Annotated in this window: 14 protein-coding genes and 3 pseudogenes; 7 read left to right on the forward strand and 10 right to left on the reverse strand. The window is 41.3% G+C overall.

From position 1 onward, the window contains the following. Positions 1-40: 40 nt before the first annotated feature. From BM003_RS14580 to BM003_RS14590, 3 genes are read right to left on the reverse strand one after another with little or no spacing between them, the layout of a single operon-like run. Positions 41-1051 (reverse strand): ABC transporter substrate-binding protein, encoded by a 1011-nt coding sequence (locus BM003_RS14580; RefSeq protein ID WP_093674348.1) that lies wholly within the window; start codon positions 1049-1051, stop codon positions 41-43. Between the two features lie 16 nt (positions 1052-1067). Next, on the reverse strand, positions 1068-1889 hold the full coding sequence (locus BM003_RS14585; RefSeq protein ID WP_093674350.1) for an ABC transporter permease: 822 nt from the start codon (positions 1887-1889) through the stop codon (positions 1068-1070). 45 nt (positions 1890-1934) lie between these two features. Then, complete coding sequence (locus BM003_RS14590; protein WP_093674352.1) at positions 1935-2705, reverse strand: ABC transporter ATP-binding protein; 771 nt, start codon at positions 2703-2705, stop codon at positions 1935-1937. A 391-nt stretch (positions 2706-3096) separates the two neighbouring features. On the opposite strand from BM003_RS14590, the gene BM003_RS14595 reads away from it, so the two are divergent. From BM003_RS14595 to BM003_RS14610, 4 genes are all read left to right on the forward strand, one after another. Further along, positions 3097-3840: an ABC transporter ATP-binding protein gene (locus BM003_RS14595; RefSeq protein ID WP_245734297.1), complete on the forward strand. Its 744-nt coding sequence runs from the start codon at positions 3097-3099 to the stop codon at positions 3838-3840. A 3-nt stretch (positions 3841-3843) separates the two neighbouring features. After that, entirely contained in the window at positions 3844-5478 is a 1635-nt protein-coding gene (locus tag BM003_RS14600; RefSeq protein ID WP_093674356.1) for a hypothetical protein, read from the forward strand. Between the two features lie 33 nt (positions 5479-5511). Further along, on the forward strand, positions 5512-5826 hold the full coding sequence (locus BM003_RS14605) for a hypothetical protein (RefSeq protein ID WP_093674358.1): 315 nt from the start codon (positions 5512-5514) through the stop codon (positions 5824-5826). A gap of 102 nt (positions 5827-5928) precedes the next feature. After that, the gene (locus BM003_RS14610) at positions 5929-6333 is read left to right on the forward strand and encodes a hypothetical protein (protein WP_143128479.1); all 405 of its coding nucleotides are present in this window, start codon (positions 5929-5931) and stop codon (positions 6331-6333) included. A gap of 55 nt (positions 6334-6388) precedes the next feature. Here the strand turns inward: BM003_RS14610 and BM003_RS14615 are convergent, their stop codons facing one another. Next, positions 6389-7000 (reverse strand): hypothetical protein, encoded by a 612-nt coding sequence (locus tag BM003_RS14615; protein ID WP_093674362.1) that lies wholly within the window; start codon positions 6998-7000, stop codon positions 6389-6391. 237 nt (positions 7001-7237) lie between these two features. Here BM003_RS14615 and BM003_RS14620 point away from each other — a divergent pair, with 237 nt between their 5' ends. After that, complete coding sequence (locus BM003_RS14620) at positions 7238-7750, forward strand: YcxB family protein (protein WP_093674364.1); 513 nt, start codon at positions 7238-7240, stop codon at positions 7748-7750. A 771-nt stretch (positions 7751-8521) separates the two neighbouring features. Here BM003_RS14620 and tnpC read toward each other — a convergent pair. The 5 genes and pseudogenes from tnpC to BM003_RS18275 form a co-directional block, all read right to left on the reverse strand. Continuing rightward, positions 8522-10105, reverse strand: a complete 1584-nt coding sequence (gene tnpC / locus BM003_RS14630; RefSeq protein WP_093674368.1) for an IS66 family transposase — start codon at positions 10103-10105, stop codon at positions 8522-8524. A 50-nt stretch (positions 10106-10155) separates the two neighbouring features. Next, positions 10156-10515, reverse strand: coding sequence for an IS66 family insertion sequence element accessory protein TnpB (gene tnpB / locus BM003_RS14635; RefSeq protein ID WP_093674370.1), 360 nt, complete (start codon positions 10513-10515; stop codon positions 10156-10158). Beyond that, complete coding sequence (gene tnpA / locus BM003_RS14640) at positions 10512-10811, reverse strand: IS66 family insertion sequence element accessory protein TnpA (protein ID WP_093674372.1); 300 nt, start codon at positions 10809-10811, stop codon at positions 10512-10514. Before tnpA ends, tnpB begins: the two co-directional genes overlap by 4 nt. A gap of 231 nt (positions 10812-11042) precedes the next feature. Continuing rightward, positions 11043-13322 carry a glycoside hydrolase domain-containing protein gene (locus BM003_RS14645; RefSeq protein WP_093674374.1) on the reverse strand — a complete coding sequence of 760 codons (2280 nt, stop codon included), beginning with the start codon at positions 13320-13322 and terminating at the stop codon, positions 11043-11045. A gap of 297 nt (positions 13323-13619) precedes the next feature. Beyond that, positions 13620-14090 (reverse strand): annotated as a pseudogene (locus BM003_RS18275) (ATP-binding protein); the annotation flags it as partial. A gap of 224 nt (positions 14091-14314) precedes the next feature. Between BM003_RS18275 and BM003_RS14650 the strand changes: the two are divergent. Continuing rightward, the gene (locus tag BM003_RS14650) at positions 14315-14902 is read left to right on the forward strand and encodes a hypothetical protein (protein ID WP_093674376.1); all 588 of its coding nucleotides are present in this window, start codon (positions 14315-14317) and stop codon (positions 14900-14902) included. Positions 14903-15267: 365 nt separating this feature from the next. Here the strand turns inward: BM003_RS14650 and BM003_RS14655 are convergent. Continuing rightward, positions 15268-16587, reverse strand: a pseudogene (locus BM003_RS14655) (IS3 family transposase). Between the two features lie 203 nt (positions 16588-16790). Here BM003_RS14655 and BM003_RS17980 point away from each other — a divergent pair. Continuing rightward, positions 16791-16927: pseudogene (locus BM003_RS17980) on the forward strand (IS256 family transposase); the annotation flags it as partial.

Here is a 16927-nt window from a genome sequence, read left to right on the forward strand (position 1 = left end):
TGTAGAAAAACCAGGTGGACTACCAGCACCTGGTTTATTATTATTTTTCAGTGGCTTTCTTCACAAATTTCATATTAACAAGCTTGCTGTATTTATAACCGTGCGTGTAGATACCTGTTTTCTTGACAACATCCATTGGTTTGGCAACAGACGCTTTGGTGATGTACCCGTCTTTGCTCCAAAGATTATCTTTGTATGCGCGATCCATAGCCGCTTTCAGACTGGAGTCCGGCGTTGTCGGGAATTCCTTCTTCAACACTTTGAACGCTTCAGCCTTATCTTCATTAACAACCTTCAGCCCTTTAAGCATCGCATTGACAAATTTCTGTACGGTTTCAGGATCTTTCTTGATCGTTGATTCTTTCACACTGACTACGGAGTACGCATAGTCGCCAAGACTTGGGAATCCGTAGAATGGTTCGCCCCATGCACCCTTTTTGATACCTTCGTTGATCTGCGGTTCGGCACCGTTCGCCATATCCGCTTTGCCTTGTGAAACGAGTGAGACAACAGCCGTTGCGTCTGCAGGTTCATCAAGCTTTACATCTTTATTCGGGTTAAGACCGACCTTCATGAGCAAATAGCGAGTGAGCAGGTTCGGGCTGCCGCCATAGCGTCCCGCCGCGATTGTCTTGCCTTTCATAAAGGCCGCTAGATCAGCGTCACTGTCACCCTTCAAAGTTAATTTCTTATTTGCCATTAAATAAACATTAGCGCGGTTGACAACATTTACTACAGAAGTAATCGGATCCTTGCTTTTATAATTAGCAATCTGGTTGGATTCAGGGCCGCCAATGACGCCCCACGCATCGCCACTGACTACAGAGGTAACATGAGCGCCACCTGTTGCCGTAATCGTTTTAACATCAAGACCTTCATCTTTAAAATAGCCTTTGTCAATTGCAACGTACAACGGAAGATAAGCGATCAGATGCACCGGTTCGGCGATCACAATCTTTTTCACCTTTTGTTTGGATCCGTTTGAGGCGCATCCGCTCAACACCAGCGCAAATAAAAGCAATAGGCTGAGCGCCCATTTCATTTTTTTCATCGTGCAATTCCTCCAATTATGATTTAGGTGTTCTTCCCTTCATCAGTGCGCGTTCTAACCAAAGCGTGCCTAAATACATCACAATAGATAATAGAGAAAGAACAACAACCCCGACCCAGACGAGGTCAATATTAAGCACTTGGCCGGCATATAAAATCATGCGGCCGATGCCTTGTCTGGAACTGATAAATTCACCGACAATTGTGCCTGCGAGTGCGAGCGAAATATTGATCTTCAGGATGCTTACGATCCACGGAATCGTCGTCGGCACAACGACCTTCATAAAAACGTGCCGCCGTTTCGCCCCGAGCGAAACAAGCATTTTCTCCAGATCCTGGTCCACATTTTGTACGCCGCTGTATGCCGCGATTGCCGCGACAATGATTGTCATAAGAAAAGCGAGTATTACCTTAGAATCAAATCCGATACCGAACATAATGACCAGTACCGGTGCAAGTGCCAGCTTTGGAATTGCGTTAAATGCAATCATATATGGCTCGAAAATTCTAGAGTAGAGCTTTGACCACCAAAACGAAAGTCCAAGTAGATACCCGGCTGCCGTGCCCAATATAAAACCGAGTATGGTCGATCCTGATGTATAGGCCAGGTCCTGCAGCAGCGTTCCTTGAGTGATCGCCGTCCATCCTGTGCGAATGATCGTGCTCGGACTGCTCCAATAATAACTGTCGAGCCACCCAATTCGTGTCAGAAACTCCCACAGAAAAATGAGAATGCCGCCAACCAGCATTTGCCCAATAAATGCTCTTTTTCTCAATTTGCTCGTCTGAATAGTTGGGTCTTCAATAAAGGGCTCACTGTTTTTTAATTTCTCCGGCATTGCTTTCACCTCCGTTCAACTCATCATTTGATCTCAACAAGTCCCTCATTCAGACGAAACACGTTCTTCTCGGAGCATTAAAAGCAATTCTCGCTTTAATGTCAAAAAACGGTCGTCCATCAATGTTTTCTCACTGCGCGGCCGCGGCAAATCGACTTCAATTGTTGCTTTAATTTTTCCCGGGCGATGGGTAAACACGTGAATCTCATCCGATAAATAAATCGCTTCATCAATATCATGCGTAACAAAAAGAATCGTTTTCTTAAAGTCACTCCAGATCTGCAGCAACCAGTTTTGCATCTGCATCCGCGTCTGAGCGTCGAGAGCGCCAAACGGTTCGTCAAGCAAAATAACATCCTTGTCATACAAAAGCGTTCGGATCAAACCCGCACGCTGCCGCATGCCGCCGGAAAGCGCATCCGGATGGTCATATTCAAAACCGCCAAGCCCATATTTTTGCAGCATGGGCAATGCTCGCTCGCGGGCGATCTTCTTGGGAATGCCACGGATTTCCAAACCGATAATCACATTATCGAGAATAGAGCGCCAAGGCAAAAGCAGGTCTTTTTGCAGCATGTAACCGACATTTCCGGTTTCCCGAGTAATATCCTTCCCATCAAGAAGTACCTCTCCGCTCGAAGGTTGAATGAGCCCGGCAATGATATTAAATAATGTCGACTTTCCGCAGCCGCTCGGACCAATGATGCTGACAAAGCGCCCGTTTTCAACATTCATCGTCGCATTTTCCAACGCACCCATTGGTTTACCATTCTTTTTATAATATTTACTGCAGTTCACAATCTTGAGCTCGCTCACGAATAGCCACATCCTTTTCAAGGTTTGCGAGAATCTGAAGGGATCGAAATCTGCTTATTTTCCAAATGATCGCCTCCATCTTAATAAATGAATGCCCAAAACGAATGAACTGAGACGCCTCATTCACTTACTCTCTAAATTGGGCCTTGATATTGATATATGCATTGGGCATCCGCCGTGACACATATTTAATCTGATGAAAAGGCATTCATTTTGTCGACATTGAGTTCGATCTTTGTCTTATGTCAGGAATCGAGCATTAATGATGAGAGGATTTTTTTCACGGACAAACCTGCCCGGGAAGTGTTAATCTAGAATTAATTATTCAATTCAGGAGATGAGGGCAATCGAAACAGAACAATCCGTTGTTTTATCTTTGGAGGACCTAACGATGAACTATAGCGGGCACTACGTTTTAAAGGGACTCAACCTTAAGGTCCGACGCGGGCAGATCATCGGCTATATTGGACCTAACGGCGCAGGAAAAAGTACAACCGTCCGCATTTTACTCGGTCTCCAGCAAGGTTACGGAGGAACGGCGCGTCTGTTCGGCGAGGACATCCAAACAAGCGGCGTGGCCTATAAAAGCCGAATCGGTTATGTGCCTGAAACGGCTGAAGTCTATGATATGCTTACCGCCCATGAATATCTTGTTTTTTCCGGCGGCTGCTATGGGATGGACGAACAATGGGCGGAACGCAAAGCCCGTTTGCTCATGGATCAATTTGGTCTTGCCGATGTCTTTGATACCCGCCTCTCTTCTTTTTCAAAAGGAATGCGGCAAAAAGTGCTGATTATCTCCAGCCTGCTTCACAACCCCGATCTGCTTTTCTTCGATGAACCTTTGAGCGGATTGGACGCCAACAGTGTTCTTGTATTCAAAGAGATACTCGCTAAGCTAGCCGGGCAAGGGAAAACCATCTTTTACTCATCACACATCATGGATATTGTTGAGAAAATCAGCCACCGCATTGTGCTCCTTTACGATGGACAAATTGCGGCGGATGGTACGTTTGAAGAATTAAAAGCACAAAACAAAGAGGGCAGCCTGGAGGAAATATTCAATCAGCTGACCGGCTTTCATCAGCACGCGCAAATCGCTGCGGACTTCGTTTCCATAGTGGAAGAGGTGTGATCGATGGAAGAGAACTTTTTCTTAAAAGTGCTTGATCGTTTGAAATGGATGTTCAATCATATGCATGTGGATTATCCGGTCATGCGAAAGGTGCTCGCCGCCAAATTGCTGATGGATGCGCGACGAACGCCAGTTGTGCTCGGCAGCAGAGCCCGGAATAAGGAAAAAGAGGGCAATTTGTTTCTTAAATCACTCTGGGTCTATGCACTAACCGGGCTGTTTATTGTCCCAATTAATTTTCTCGGCAGTGACTATTTATTCAAAATGAGTCTCGTGTTCAGTATCATTCTTTTCATGGTCATGACCGCGATGATTGCAGACTTCTCAGCGGTGCTTCTCGACACGCGTGATCAATCCATCCTAGGGACGAAACCCATTGATTCCAGGACACTGCACGCGGCGAAAACCGTCCACATCTGCATCTATCTCATCTTATTGACCGGAACAATGGGCCTCCCTTCGGCAATTGTCGGTCTGATGCGCAGCGGTCCGCTGTTTTTCCTTCTATTCTTATTAAATCTTGTACTGATTGACTTGATCGCCATTTCCTGCACAACATTCATCTATCTGATTGTGTTAAAGTTCTTTGACGGCGAGCGACTGAAAGATGTCATCAACTATGTGCAGATTTTCCTGTCATTTGCGATTGCAATTGGCTACCAGCTCGTTATTCGCGCGTTCGATATTACGGTAAGCCACATCAGTCTGTCTCTGTCCTGGTGGCAGTTCTTCGTTCCGCCGCTTTGGTTTGGCGCAATGACCGAATGGCTGATTGGCGGGCATCATGAGTCGCAATTTATCTTTCTAGGTATCCTCGGTTTCGTTGCGCCTATTGTGCTCATTTTGATTTATCATGGATTCAGCGCATCCTTTGAACGCGCCATCATTAAATTATCCGTGCAAACCGGAAAAAGCAGACAGAAGCTCGGGTGGTTCAACCGATTTCTCGGCAGACTGCTCTGCCGTAAACAAGAAGAGCGCCATTTCTTCCGATTCGCTTCCTTAATGATGAAGCAGGACCGCATGTTCAAGCTGAAGGTCTACCCCTCACTCGGAATGTCACTGGTCTTTCCCTTCATTTTTTTAATGAATGGCTTACAAGGCTCATCATTGGATCAACTGGGTAAAGGATCAGGATACTACTATGTCTATTTCAGCTTGCTTCTGATTCCTACTGCTCTATTCATGCTTAACTATTCAAGCGCATATAAAGGTGCATGGATCTACGGAACCGCGCCGATCGCCAATCGCACGGCTATTTTTTCCGGAACACTCAAGGCAGCTCTCACGCAGCTTTTTCTTCCGGTGTTCCTGATTTTATCCATTCTGTTCCTCTTACTTTTTCATTGGCGCATTCTACCGGATTTAATTGCGGTACTCTTAACCGCTTCCATCTTCACCGTCATTAGTTACCGATATTGTTTAAATGAAGCGTTCCCATTCTCAAAACCTTTTGACGCCACTCCAACGAGCGGAAACATGATGATTTTCTTCTTGTTTCTCATTGCCGGATTGTTCGCTGCAGGTCATGCCGTCATTCGCTGGGCTCTTCCCGGATACGGTATTTTTATCTACATCGCCTGCTTGCTCGTTGCGAATGTGATTGTGTGGAAAACGGGGTTGAAAAAGGAGTCGTGACCGTACGACACAAGAAAGGAGATTTTGCTTTTGATGAATCATCCGGAGGATCAGAGACTTCCTGAAGAACGTAACCGTCTGAAAACGCGTATTATAAAGGCTATTTACGATGACGAGCGAATTTCAGCTGCTTTTTTCGGTGGCTCAGTCGGCAATGGAACCGAAGACTTGTATTCTGATATTGATCTTCGCATCATCGCCCAACCAGACCAACTCCAAACACTGACTGAACACAAAATAGAGATGGCCGGTAAATGGAGCGACATCTTGTTTATTGAAAATGCACATTTATCTCGACTGCTTGTTGTCCATTACACGAACTTTATTAAAATGGATCTTTTTTTCTAAACTCCGGAAATGATCCATCCCTCCGTTTGGCTGCAAAAGATCAAAATAATTAAGGATTCCGAGAGCGGATTTTTACAAAACACTGCCAAAAAATCAAAAGAGATGAAGTATGACTATACAACTCAGGACTATTTCGATTGGCGAAACAAATGTTTTGCCCACGTGCACGAAGCCTATCGCAGAGCGATGCGGGGAGAATATTATTATTCGCTTCATGATCTTGATGCGCTGCGCCAGTTAATGGCAATCGGCTGGTATATGGAAAAAAGTGCGCAGCCCAACGCATATGGAGACTGGGCTAAAATAGAAGGCAGCCGGACGAAATTAAATAAAAGTGAGTTAACCCTGCTGGCCTCATGGACTGCATCAAGAAATGCCAATGAAATAATGAAAACATTGTTACGAATAAAACCCTATTTTATTGAGCTATGCCGTCATTTCTCTCGTCGACTTTCATTAAGCAATGATGAAGGCTTAATTAATTCCGTATTTCATCGAATTGAGTGAACAAAAATTATATGTTATTCATTTCTTCATAAGTTTGTATCAGTACAAGCTTCCGCTACTTTTGCAGATTTTCAATCGTTTTCCGTTCTTTGGCAAGTTGCGAAAAGTCATAGTTATTCTGCCAACGAGCCAATAGGTCAGCATAAACTTTTCGGTGTTTCAATCCGGACTTATTAATTAGCACAGCGTATGAGAGCCAGTCTATACGTTGTCTTGTCCGTTCCTTTGGGTTATTGATCATGCTCAATAAATATTTTTGCGCAAGTTCATCGGTAACGGTAGCGCGATTAATCATTTTGTCTCCGAAAGGATTCGGTGCCTGCACACCATCAAGGCCGACTTTCTGATACTTTTTGTTGGAATTATAAATAGCGTCGGCTTCATATGGTGTCATAACCGCACCATTTGTTTTATTTCGGTCATATTTGTATGAACCAATAGGTTTTGGTTTCACTTTCCAATTGGATAATTCCGAAAGAGCATTCTTAGTTGCCGAATTTTGTTTGTTTTCCTTTTTGATTGATGCCATTTTTTTGGAATAATCGGCAACCTTTTTTGTGAGCCCATTGACTTTTTCCATGCTATTCGAATAGTTGACAGTAAGGACGACATTTACAGTAAGGCTGACCGATAGGATAATCAGAATCATTAAATTTCCTTTCTTCATTGTGACAAGGCCCCTTTCATTTACACCTTTATTATAATTGGAAATGTGGACATATAAACTTTGACTATGTTCTTTCGGTTTTCTTATTTATTTAATCTTTATAATAAGTTAAGTACAAGGCTGTATACTAGCTCTTATGTGCATTTTCATATACTGTGAAATATAAAGAATTTTCTATTTCATCTCTGTCCTTAATGATTTTATTGATAAAAATAGTATAAGGGGGTAATTCAATTTATGGAGAAAGAGATTATAAAATTTGGCGGACGATTAACGTATAAGGAGTTTAAAACGTTTAATCGTTATCACTCAAAAAGAATCGTTCAAATTGGTTTTTTAACTTTATGGATAATCGTTTTTCTCATTAATTTAACAAGCATGTCATGGATCCTGTCACTTACTATTTCTCTAATCATCGCGATCCTGACAGTTGCTTTGATAAAAATTCTTTTAAATTTTCATTTTCGCAAGGAGTTTCGGAGTGATCAAATATTAAAAAAAGGGGCTCAATTTGTCGTTAATGACAGTGGAGTAACTATTTTAAGAGAAAATTCCAAAACTCAATATGAATGGAATGATATCTTTTCTTTTCAACAGTATAAAGAACTCTTTTTATTGTATGTCTCAAAAAACAAAGCAATTGTTATTCCTAGAAGATATTTTAACTCAGTTCAGGAAAGCCAATTATTTAAACAATTAATAGCAAAAAATCTTACCCAAAAACTAATAACCAATGACCTTGGCAATTAAGAACTTCTGACTTTCAGGCAACCAGCACACGTTTAATTCTTAATTTCTTCAAGTGTCACAACGAAATTCTTTTTGTAAGCTGAAGATTTACCCGCTTCTCAATATGTCACTTGTTTTTCCTTTATCATTTAATGATCGGTTTGCAAAACTTGTCTTGGAATGGATGGGATACACAATGAAATTTATCTTCGTTTCCGTTGAATTTCTCTTAAATTTCATTCTTGGTTTGTTATTCTTCTATGTCATCTGTTTGTGGATTCTAGGTATACCTTATACTGCTCAAGATTTAGGTTTAGCATTTGTTGATCCCAATTCAGAGAAAGGAGATGGCATTTTATTTCTCGCAATCGCTTTGTTCATCAGTTTGTTTTACTTCCCTCTATTGATATTCGCCAATAGAGCACTTTATCAAAAAATAAAAATGAAAAAGAAGTACTATTTCCTTATTCTATTTTTTAGCTTCCTTGTTGGATTTTCATTGATAACTTTTCTTCAACTGTATTCTTTTCACTATCTTCTTTTTTCATAATAAAATCCCCTCGATTTTCTCCTTATTATCAAGAGTAGCGTCGAAGGGGTACCTCATATCGATCAAACTCCGCTACATCCACTGAACAGGAGCTTTGTTTATCTATTCATCTCAAGATTTTACGGTCCTTGATAACCCAATACATTAGGAAAAAAGTAAAAGATTTAAAAATTCCCTTTGGTGACTTAATTGTAAGCGTCAAATAGCCCACACCTAGTCAAAGATGTGGGCATGATTTATGATTATCGGGAAGCTAGTTTGCAGTTTTCCGGAAGACTTGAGGACCAAGGAAGCAGCTGATCGAGTGCCTCCTCAGTCTGCTCTTCAAGATTGGGGAGTTGCTCAAATAGATAAATGAGGTACTGAAATGGAATTAATCCGTTTTCCTTAGCGGTTTCGATGACACTATAGATCGTTGCGCTTGATTTAGCTCCGCGAGGCGTGTTTGAGAATAACCAGTTCTTTCTTCCAATCACAAAGGGTTTGATGGAACGCTCCCCTCGGTTATTATCTAATTCTAGTCGTCCATCTTGTAGGAACACCGTCAGCTTTTCCCACTGCGCACGGCAGTATTTGATCGCTAATCCTAAAGCAGTTTTCGGCAGCACCTTAGGTGCCTGCCTTTGAAGCCATACTGAAAAAGCCTCAACGACGGGTTTGCTTTGACTTTGTCGTACTTGATAGCGTTCATCATCGGAAGCCTTGCTTTTTTTGAGATCCTGTTCAATTTTAAAAAGCTGATTACAATAAGCGAGTCCTTCTTTGGCGATGACTGCGGATTCCTTGGCGGATTCAGGCAGCGCACTTAATGCATCACTGAATTTCCTTCGCGCGTGAGCCCAACATCCGGCAAGAATTACATTTTTGAGTTGCTGGTACCCCGCATAACCATCCACTTGCAGATAACCCTTGAAGTCTTCCAAAAATTTCATCGGATGCTTGGCAGCACGTGTCGTTTGGTAATCATAAAGAATAATTCCCGGTTCTTCACGTCCCGTCCGATAGAGCCAAAGGTACGACTTCGATGAAGCAGATCGTCCCGGTTCTTTCAAAACTTGAAGAATGGTTTCATCTGCATGCAAAAGGTCACGGGCAACCAAGTGAGTCTTCATCCGATCATAGATAAAGCGGAGCCAATGTTCAGCTCCATGAAGCATCCAATTGGCCAGTGTTTGCCGGGACAAGGTGACACCTAAACGCTTCAATTGTTGCTCCTGACGGTATAACGGCTGAGCGTCCAAATATTTCTGACACATCACATAAGCCATCGCCGAAGGTGATGCTAAGCTCTTAGGAAAAACAGCTTTTGGCACTTTCGCAGTGACAATCGGTGTTTGAATGGCTTCCCGTTCGCAATGGCGACAGGCATATGTGTGACGAACATGCTTGATGACCTTAACCTGTGCAGGAATGATTTTCAGTTCTTCGCGAACTTCAGTGGACATTTCATGTAAAGCTCCTCCACAGCAGGAACAGATTTGTTCGGTCTCAGGTAAATCATAGTCAATCACTTCAACCGGGAGATTCTCCAGCTTTTCCTGTCGCTGTCCTGGGCTTTTCTTGCGTTTATAGGTAATCGTTTCAACGGTCGGTTCGGGAAGGTTAGGATCCGATTCGCTTTCTGCTTCATTGAATAGTTGAAGGGTTAACTGCTCCGGATGTGTCTTTTCGCTCGAAGCACCGAATTGACGTTTTTGGCTGAGACGGAATTGTTCTTGGAACCATTTCAGCTTGAGCGTCAGTTCGGCGTTTTGTTTCTTCAGCGCATCACGTTCTTCACGCAATGCTTCAATTGTGGGTGTGGTGGACTCCGTTCTGTTTTCCATTTTTTTATTATAATAGAAGACACGCGCCCTGTCTCTCATTTCTTTGAAAATTAGAGAAGTGTGCGCGCGGTGATTTCTTTATGTGCCTGACGCTGCTGAATGGACAGACCATCCAGCAGCCAGTTGAGCTGACGACGATTGATGGGTAACGAAGGGCTTGAGTCATTGGCCTTCGGCCATTGAAAGGTGCCTTTTTCTAAACGCTTGTAATAAAGCCAAAATCCACTGTATTCCCAATGCAGAATTTTCAGCTTGTCTCGCTTACGATTGCAGAAGACAAACAAGCAGGGCGAAAACGGATCGAGATGAAAGCCTTCTTGAACCAAGACGGATAAACCATCAATGGATTTGCGCAGATCCGTAGGACCCTTAGCCAAGTAGACGTTTTCAATGGTGGACGCACGAATCATAAAGCACGCAGCACCCGAACGACATCCGCAAACAAATCCGGATCGAATCCAGTATGAACCTCAACTTTTGCGGATCCAACATAAATGAATAAGGGCTCCTGTTGCGTAGAATGATCCAGCCCAACAGTCATCCAACGATTAGTATCAGGGGAATTGTGACGTAACTTGCGCCGCCAATAACGGAACTGACATAAAGGAATGCCCTGAGCCGTACACCACTGTGTGCCTGTTAAATCGCTGGTCTCGAAATCTTGCATTCGTTTCTGCCAGCGCTCATGTAATTCTACTCGTGTCATGGATGATCCTCCCGATCAATTGATAGAGATATCATCGCATGATCGAGTGATCAGGAGAAGGTGTCCATTATTTGACGCTTACACTTAATTGCTGAAAGGGTACTTATTACAATTCCAAAAAATAACAAGAACATCCGAATAAAAACAGAAAAGCGGAGAGAAAAGTTGATCCTTTTCTCTCCGCTCATTAATTTTTAGAGGCTTTTAGGACAACCTCTTCTATTATTTCGTTCATTGATTTCCTCTACACAACTTATTATATTTTTCGAGTATTTCATATAAATGATACACTACTTCACCGTAAGCGGTCGCTTTGTCCCCTGTACCATTATATCTTGCTAAGGTTCCCATAATTTGATCTATTGTATAATCGTAATAGTTAGAACCAAATTCATTATAATCTTGAGACGCTTGGATTAAAACTAAGGCGCAGGCACTAACATTAAAAGTATCATCATTCTTTAAATTCTCCCAAACATCCCACACATCTTTCCAATTCTCCTTATCATACACTTTACTTTCCGAAACTAGATTTGCTCTTGCATAAATCATCGCATCAATAGCGGTTCTAGCAAAAATTTGAGATAATCCAGTACTACTATCATCTGCCAGAAGCGGATTTGTTGGAAGCACAGGCGGAGGAGTAATTAGCTTTTGTTCATCAGGAAGAGAATTATAAGCCTCTAACTGATCCATATAATCATAATATTGTTGCACAGCGGCATCTCGGAGAACATCATCCGCCCCAAAACAGGCCATCTCCCGCAACATTACAGACTGAATCATTGACTTTCTCATACTGTAAATATTGCTTAAATCAGTAATTAGGTCATCATATCTGATAAGATTGTCAAGAGCCTTGGGAACTTGTTCATCAAAAAGAAGTACGTCTCCCTTTATCCATTGAAGAATTGTTCTACCATCTTCCAATTGGTCGGTTAATTCTGCTCTCCATCCTGATTCGTAGGTACTATCAAAATAAGTATCATCAATTACATTAATTTCTTCCTGTGGAGAAACAGCACTTACACCTTTGTCTCTTCCTGATTGTATATCATTGTCAATTTCAATTAATCCATTACCAGTACCTATATATATCGTTGAGATTTGATCAAAAGCCCAATCTCTAGGAAGAGGATAACCTAGATTTCCACTAAAACCAGTAGACATCCCGCTTACAAAACTACTAGAAGAATAACCCCTTTCACCAACTCTAATACAAATATTTCTCGGTCCATAAATACCAATCTTATATTTAGATCCTAATGCTATCATCTTGTTATAAATCGCATTAAAGTAAGGAAGAATACTATCTGTAACTTGATAATCCAAAGCATCAAAATCTACTGAAAAGTAAATAGTTGTCCCATCCCGAAATCCATAACTATTTGCAACTTTATAGGCAACAACAGCGTCGTTAGCTCCTTGTTTTGCGCTAAAATAAGATTGAGTAGAGCTATCAGTTTGATAGATAGGGTAAATTGTTAATCCTGCATTTAGAATGGTTTCAATTTCGCCTAGTTGTATTTTTTTGTTAAGACTTGAGCCAGGTTTGTTAACAAGATAGCGTCCCACCGTCCTATAACCAGCATCTTTTAATGCCTGCGCTTTAAAGGAGGTAATTTCTGTGACACAGTCACAAGCCGTTCCCATGCGATTAGGGTCTCCCTTGCTTTGAAGAAGAGATAGCCAAGTTTGTTTTCCGGCAATTCCATCAGCAGTTAATGCAACAAATTCCTGAAATTCAATAACAGTGTTTTTAACCCCATTCCCGTAGACTCCATCAAAGACTCCCGGATCATAACCATTAACGTACAAAGCATATTGTAAAAGTTTAACGAATACTCCATTATTTCCAATTGATAAAGTTGGTAACCGATTTGTTGTCGCCGGGCCAACAGAACCAGTTTGCTGTTCAGGATCAATGCCTTCCTCTGTTTGAATGCCATAGATTAAAGCCCTGTTAGTTCCTCTTTGATATATTCCATCAGCTGGTTGTACACCTGATGTTTTATAATAATTGTAGTTAAGATCCCTTTGCATCTCTCTGATCCTCTGACCTTCATCAGAAACTAGAACATAAGCATCCATGACCAAAAATGCTTTAAAGATATAGTCATAAACCTTCCCGTCTCTGATTGGTAACCCTGCATCTGTTTGCAGTCGAATGACCTCTCTTTTTGTTCCTTCCCCAAATGTTCCATTTATCCCACCAGGACCATAACCTTTACAGTACATAGCTGATTGAAGTATTTTCACAATATTTATGCCCTTCAGATCAGTTGGAACACTACCCATCTCCATCTCTCCCCAATTTCGATAAGCAGTGGCTGTTCCATCGCCAAAATTATTGACTGGGGTGCCAATTCCTAATTCAATTTGTAAAGCTCTCGTTAGGGCGTACATCGTTGACCACCCTGTTTGCCCATTTGTTGGTGCAGGAACAAAGCCTTTTTTCCCATGGTAATTAAAGTTCACCCATTCTTGTGCTTCTAAAACCATTTCATCCATAAAAAATCACCCGCTTAAAATTTTTTAAATCTAAGACCCCCCATTCTCCTCAGAGGACTTAAATTTGTTTTGATCACTTACAATTCAATGTGTCTCTCAGAAACTTGTTTTGTGACAAAACTTCTTAATTAAATTTTTGCAATGCCTTCATCCGGGCTACTTTTTGATTTATCCACTTGTTGAATTGTTTTATCCTTACTTTAAATGTGGGCGTCTTCCATATTGAAAAGTGAATACGTTTGCGATACGGTGATGCTAAAATGAGGAGCTATGAATGGACAAATAATGCTGAGAACACTAATAACATGAAATTTCAGTATTAATTTTTATTGAAGCACAGGTATTTTTCAATCGGTAACTTTCTCCTGTACACGCGATGATATAAACATGATGAACCAAACGACCCACTAGAGCTGAAGTGAGCCAATTTTCCCCAAACACTCGTCTCCATTGACCAAATTCCCGATTCTAGGTCAACACTTTTGTGTTCATAACAATCTCTGTGCTAATGTAAAAAAAGAATTCTTGGTCCTGTTTTTTGAACGGAACGTAACCTAGTACATCGAGAATGAATAGATCCGATGTCTCGATTTGTCGCTTCAGTCAACTAAATGTTTCTGCTTTGGGCACTTCCTCTAATTGATCAACCAAATCGGTGACTTGGGAAAAACAGACGTCTTACCCCATTTCATACGCTTTGATTCCTAATGCCGTCCCTACATGGGTTTTTCCTGTACATGACTTTTCCAGAAGCATTAAATTCTGTCTCGATGAGTTTGACAATGTCGAGCTTTATGAAGCACCAGAACACGGTCTTCATGAAGAATCACAAAAGATCTCACAATGCACTGAGGGATTAAATCTCCGTAATTATAAATTCTGTAAATTAAATCCTACGGAATAACGAAAACATTTGATTTTATTTGTCACAAATAAATAATAACAACAACATTTTCCCTTGAGTTGAAAATTGATTCATAGGAGGTAACATTATGAAATGTTATGTGTTTAATGCGCCGAAAGGCGAAGACCGTTGGGTAGACTATGTGGACGTAGTCGGAACAGGATCACGATTCAGAATGCGTGGTGGACAGATCGTATGGAAGAAGGCAGATGCTTACCCGCCGTATGAACCCGCACGTTTCAGCGCATATGACCTTCACAATGATATTGGGAATGATCAATGGCCAGATTTCTACGCATATGATTATGATGCTTCAAAGGACATCTATTATAATGGGACGACAAGAATCTATCCATTGGATATGTTCAACCGTTGGGTTAATAATATGAGTGTAGACGGGGGATCATTCTATAATGTTACGGAAAATGTTCAAGTATATGATTGGAGGTATCCTAGTTCACCATTCATGACGCTTCAACCGGGCGAGTACGTTGGAATAGGTAAAGGATGGGGACATACTTCGTGGGATGGGCATCCGCACGACAGAATTTCAATTTCGTGTTTCAGTGTTGACAAGGGAAGCCATTGGTATTATCCGGAATCGGATGGAATCCATGCGTATATCGACCATGACCCTACACAGTGGCCATCAGAGCACGGACTGAATACTTGGTGATTGATTTATTTCAGAAACGTGATGTCGCTTGATCACGACCTGAACGAAGACAAGAGTGACCAGAATTCAAGTGGTTTAAAAACCATAGGGATGACATTTCACGTAATAGATGGGACACCTTTTTTTCTTGCGGTTCAAAACGAAACGATCACAGATGAATTCAGTGCTTACGTAGATTAGATTGGTGCAGGAATAAACGAATGATAATGCAGGTCAGAGCGAATAACAAGCAATACTGGTATAAAAAAACTGTCTTTCGAAATATAATATGAACCCCATGATGGTTAAATTATGCCAACATCACCCTATCGCAATCAATGACACCTAGAAAACCCATCGATATTTGATCTGTACCCTTAAAAAACCTATGCTGTTTTGAGAAGATGATTCCTGTATTGAACAGGGGGTCATCTTTTTTAAATCCCACTGATATCTATAGTGATTGTACTAACTCATATATCACTTAATTCCTCTTCTAAGTTCTTCGAGAGCTTGACAAGATTTGATCAACCCCTTATTTTTAAAGTGCTCGAAGAAGGATTCCTGCGGGGCGTTATCCCAACAGTTTCCTCGCCTGGACACGGATGTTCGAGCTTGTACTTCTTGACTAACTTCTGAACAGTAAGACTTGTATAATGGAATCCTTGATCGGAGTGAATGAAGTCATCTTTAGCTAACTTTACTTTTTGATTGCGTTTCAGTTTATGCAGCGTATCTGTGACGATATCTAGGGTTAAATGATCAGATACATGGTAGGCCATAATTCCATGAGTTGAACTGTCCTTAATCGTTGATAAATAAGTTTTCTGGCCTTCTTCATAAAAGAGATAAGTGATACCGGTAAGCAATACTTTTCCGAGTTGACTTTGCTTAAGCTCTCTTTTTAAGCGGTTTGGCCAGATGGTGTATTCCTTGGTCATCATTATTCGGTAAAGATTTGCCTTTCTAATCGGACAAACGATCCTATATTTGTTCATAATCCTTCGAATACGTTTTAAGTTAAAGGTCACGCCAAGGTTCCCTTCTAATGTCATTTTGAATTGACGAGCACCTTTTTACGTTTCACTTGCTTATCCTTGGTTTTTCTGTACTTTTCTCATTTCTTTTTTCTTGGGCAGGCAAAGAAAAATAACGGTAATAGCCGGAGCATAACACTTTTGCCAATTGGCATAAATAGCATACTCTATTATTAAGTTTATTTTTTTCAATGACAGAATGAATCAGTAAGAACTTGTGTTCACCGGATCATTTTACGGCCTCAGCCTCCTTTCCATTAAGTCGATTTTTTTTAACCGTTCATTTTCCCCTTTCAATAAACGGTTTTGGGCTTTCAACCGTTTATATTTTTCCTCTAAGGAAGGCTATTTTTCAATTGGTCTTGTTGAGTTTCCTTTTCGTGTGTCACGGAGACCTGCAATACCGTTTAGTTTTTAGGATTTTCGCCATCTTTTAACTGATGATCCACATGATGCATCCCCAAAAGATTAGGATCGAATCTATGGCCTTCAAAATCTCTCTTGGAACCTTTCCTTTTTCATTTTCAGCTATAATAATACGTTTAAATTCATCAGTGTAGGTCAGTACCTTGCACCGACTTTTTTCACACAGGGATTACGAGATAATGTCTTTATTTCTTTATCTGTGAATGTCTTAATACCCACTTTAAATAGTTGAGACCGTATAATTGTGTAAAAAGGGTTATCTGAATAAGAGGAATCGACGGGCGTGCGTTCTGTTTTTCCGGAGGGTGGGCCGGCCCACCCTCCGGAAAAACAGCGGGATTCGTCTTCTCTGCTCCCTCATTTTTTTCATAGAAAATGAGCCGGAGCCCATCATCTCAGTTAGAATAGAGTTGTCTAAAACCAAATTCTAAAGGAGAGACTCAGGGATGGCTCAATTACAGATTACTCTAAATGAACAACTTCTGCATCAATTATTTCTTGGAGATTCTAAGGAATCCGGCGTCGACGCGCTTTTGGAGGCGATCCTCAATCAGGTGCTGCAGGCACAGGCTGGCGAACAGGT

Source organism: Sporolactobacillus nakayamae (assembly GCF_900113325.1).
GTDB lineage: Bacteria > Bacillota > Bacilli > Bacillales > Sporolactobacillaceae > Sporolactobacillus > Sporolactobacillus nakayamae.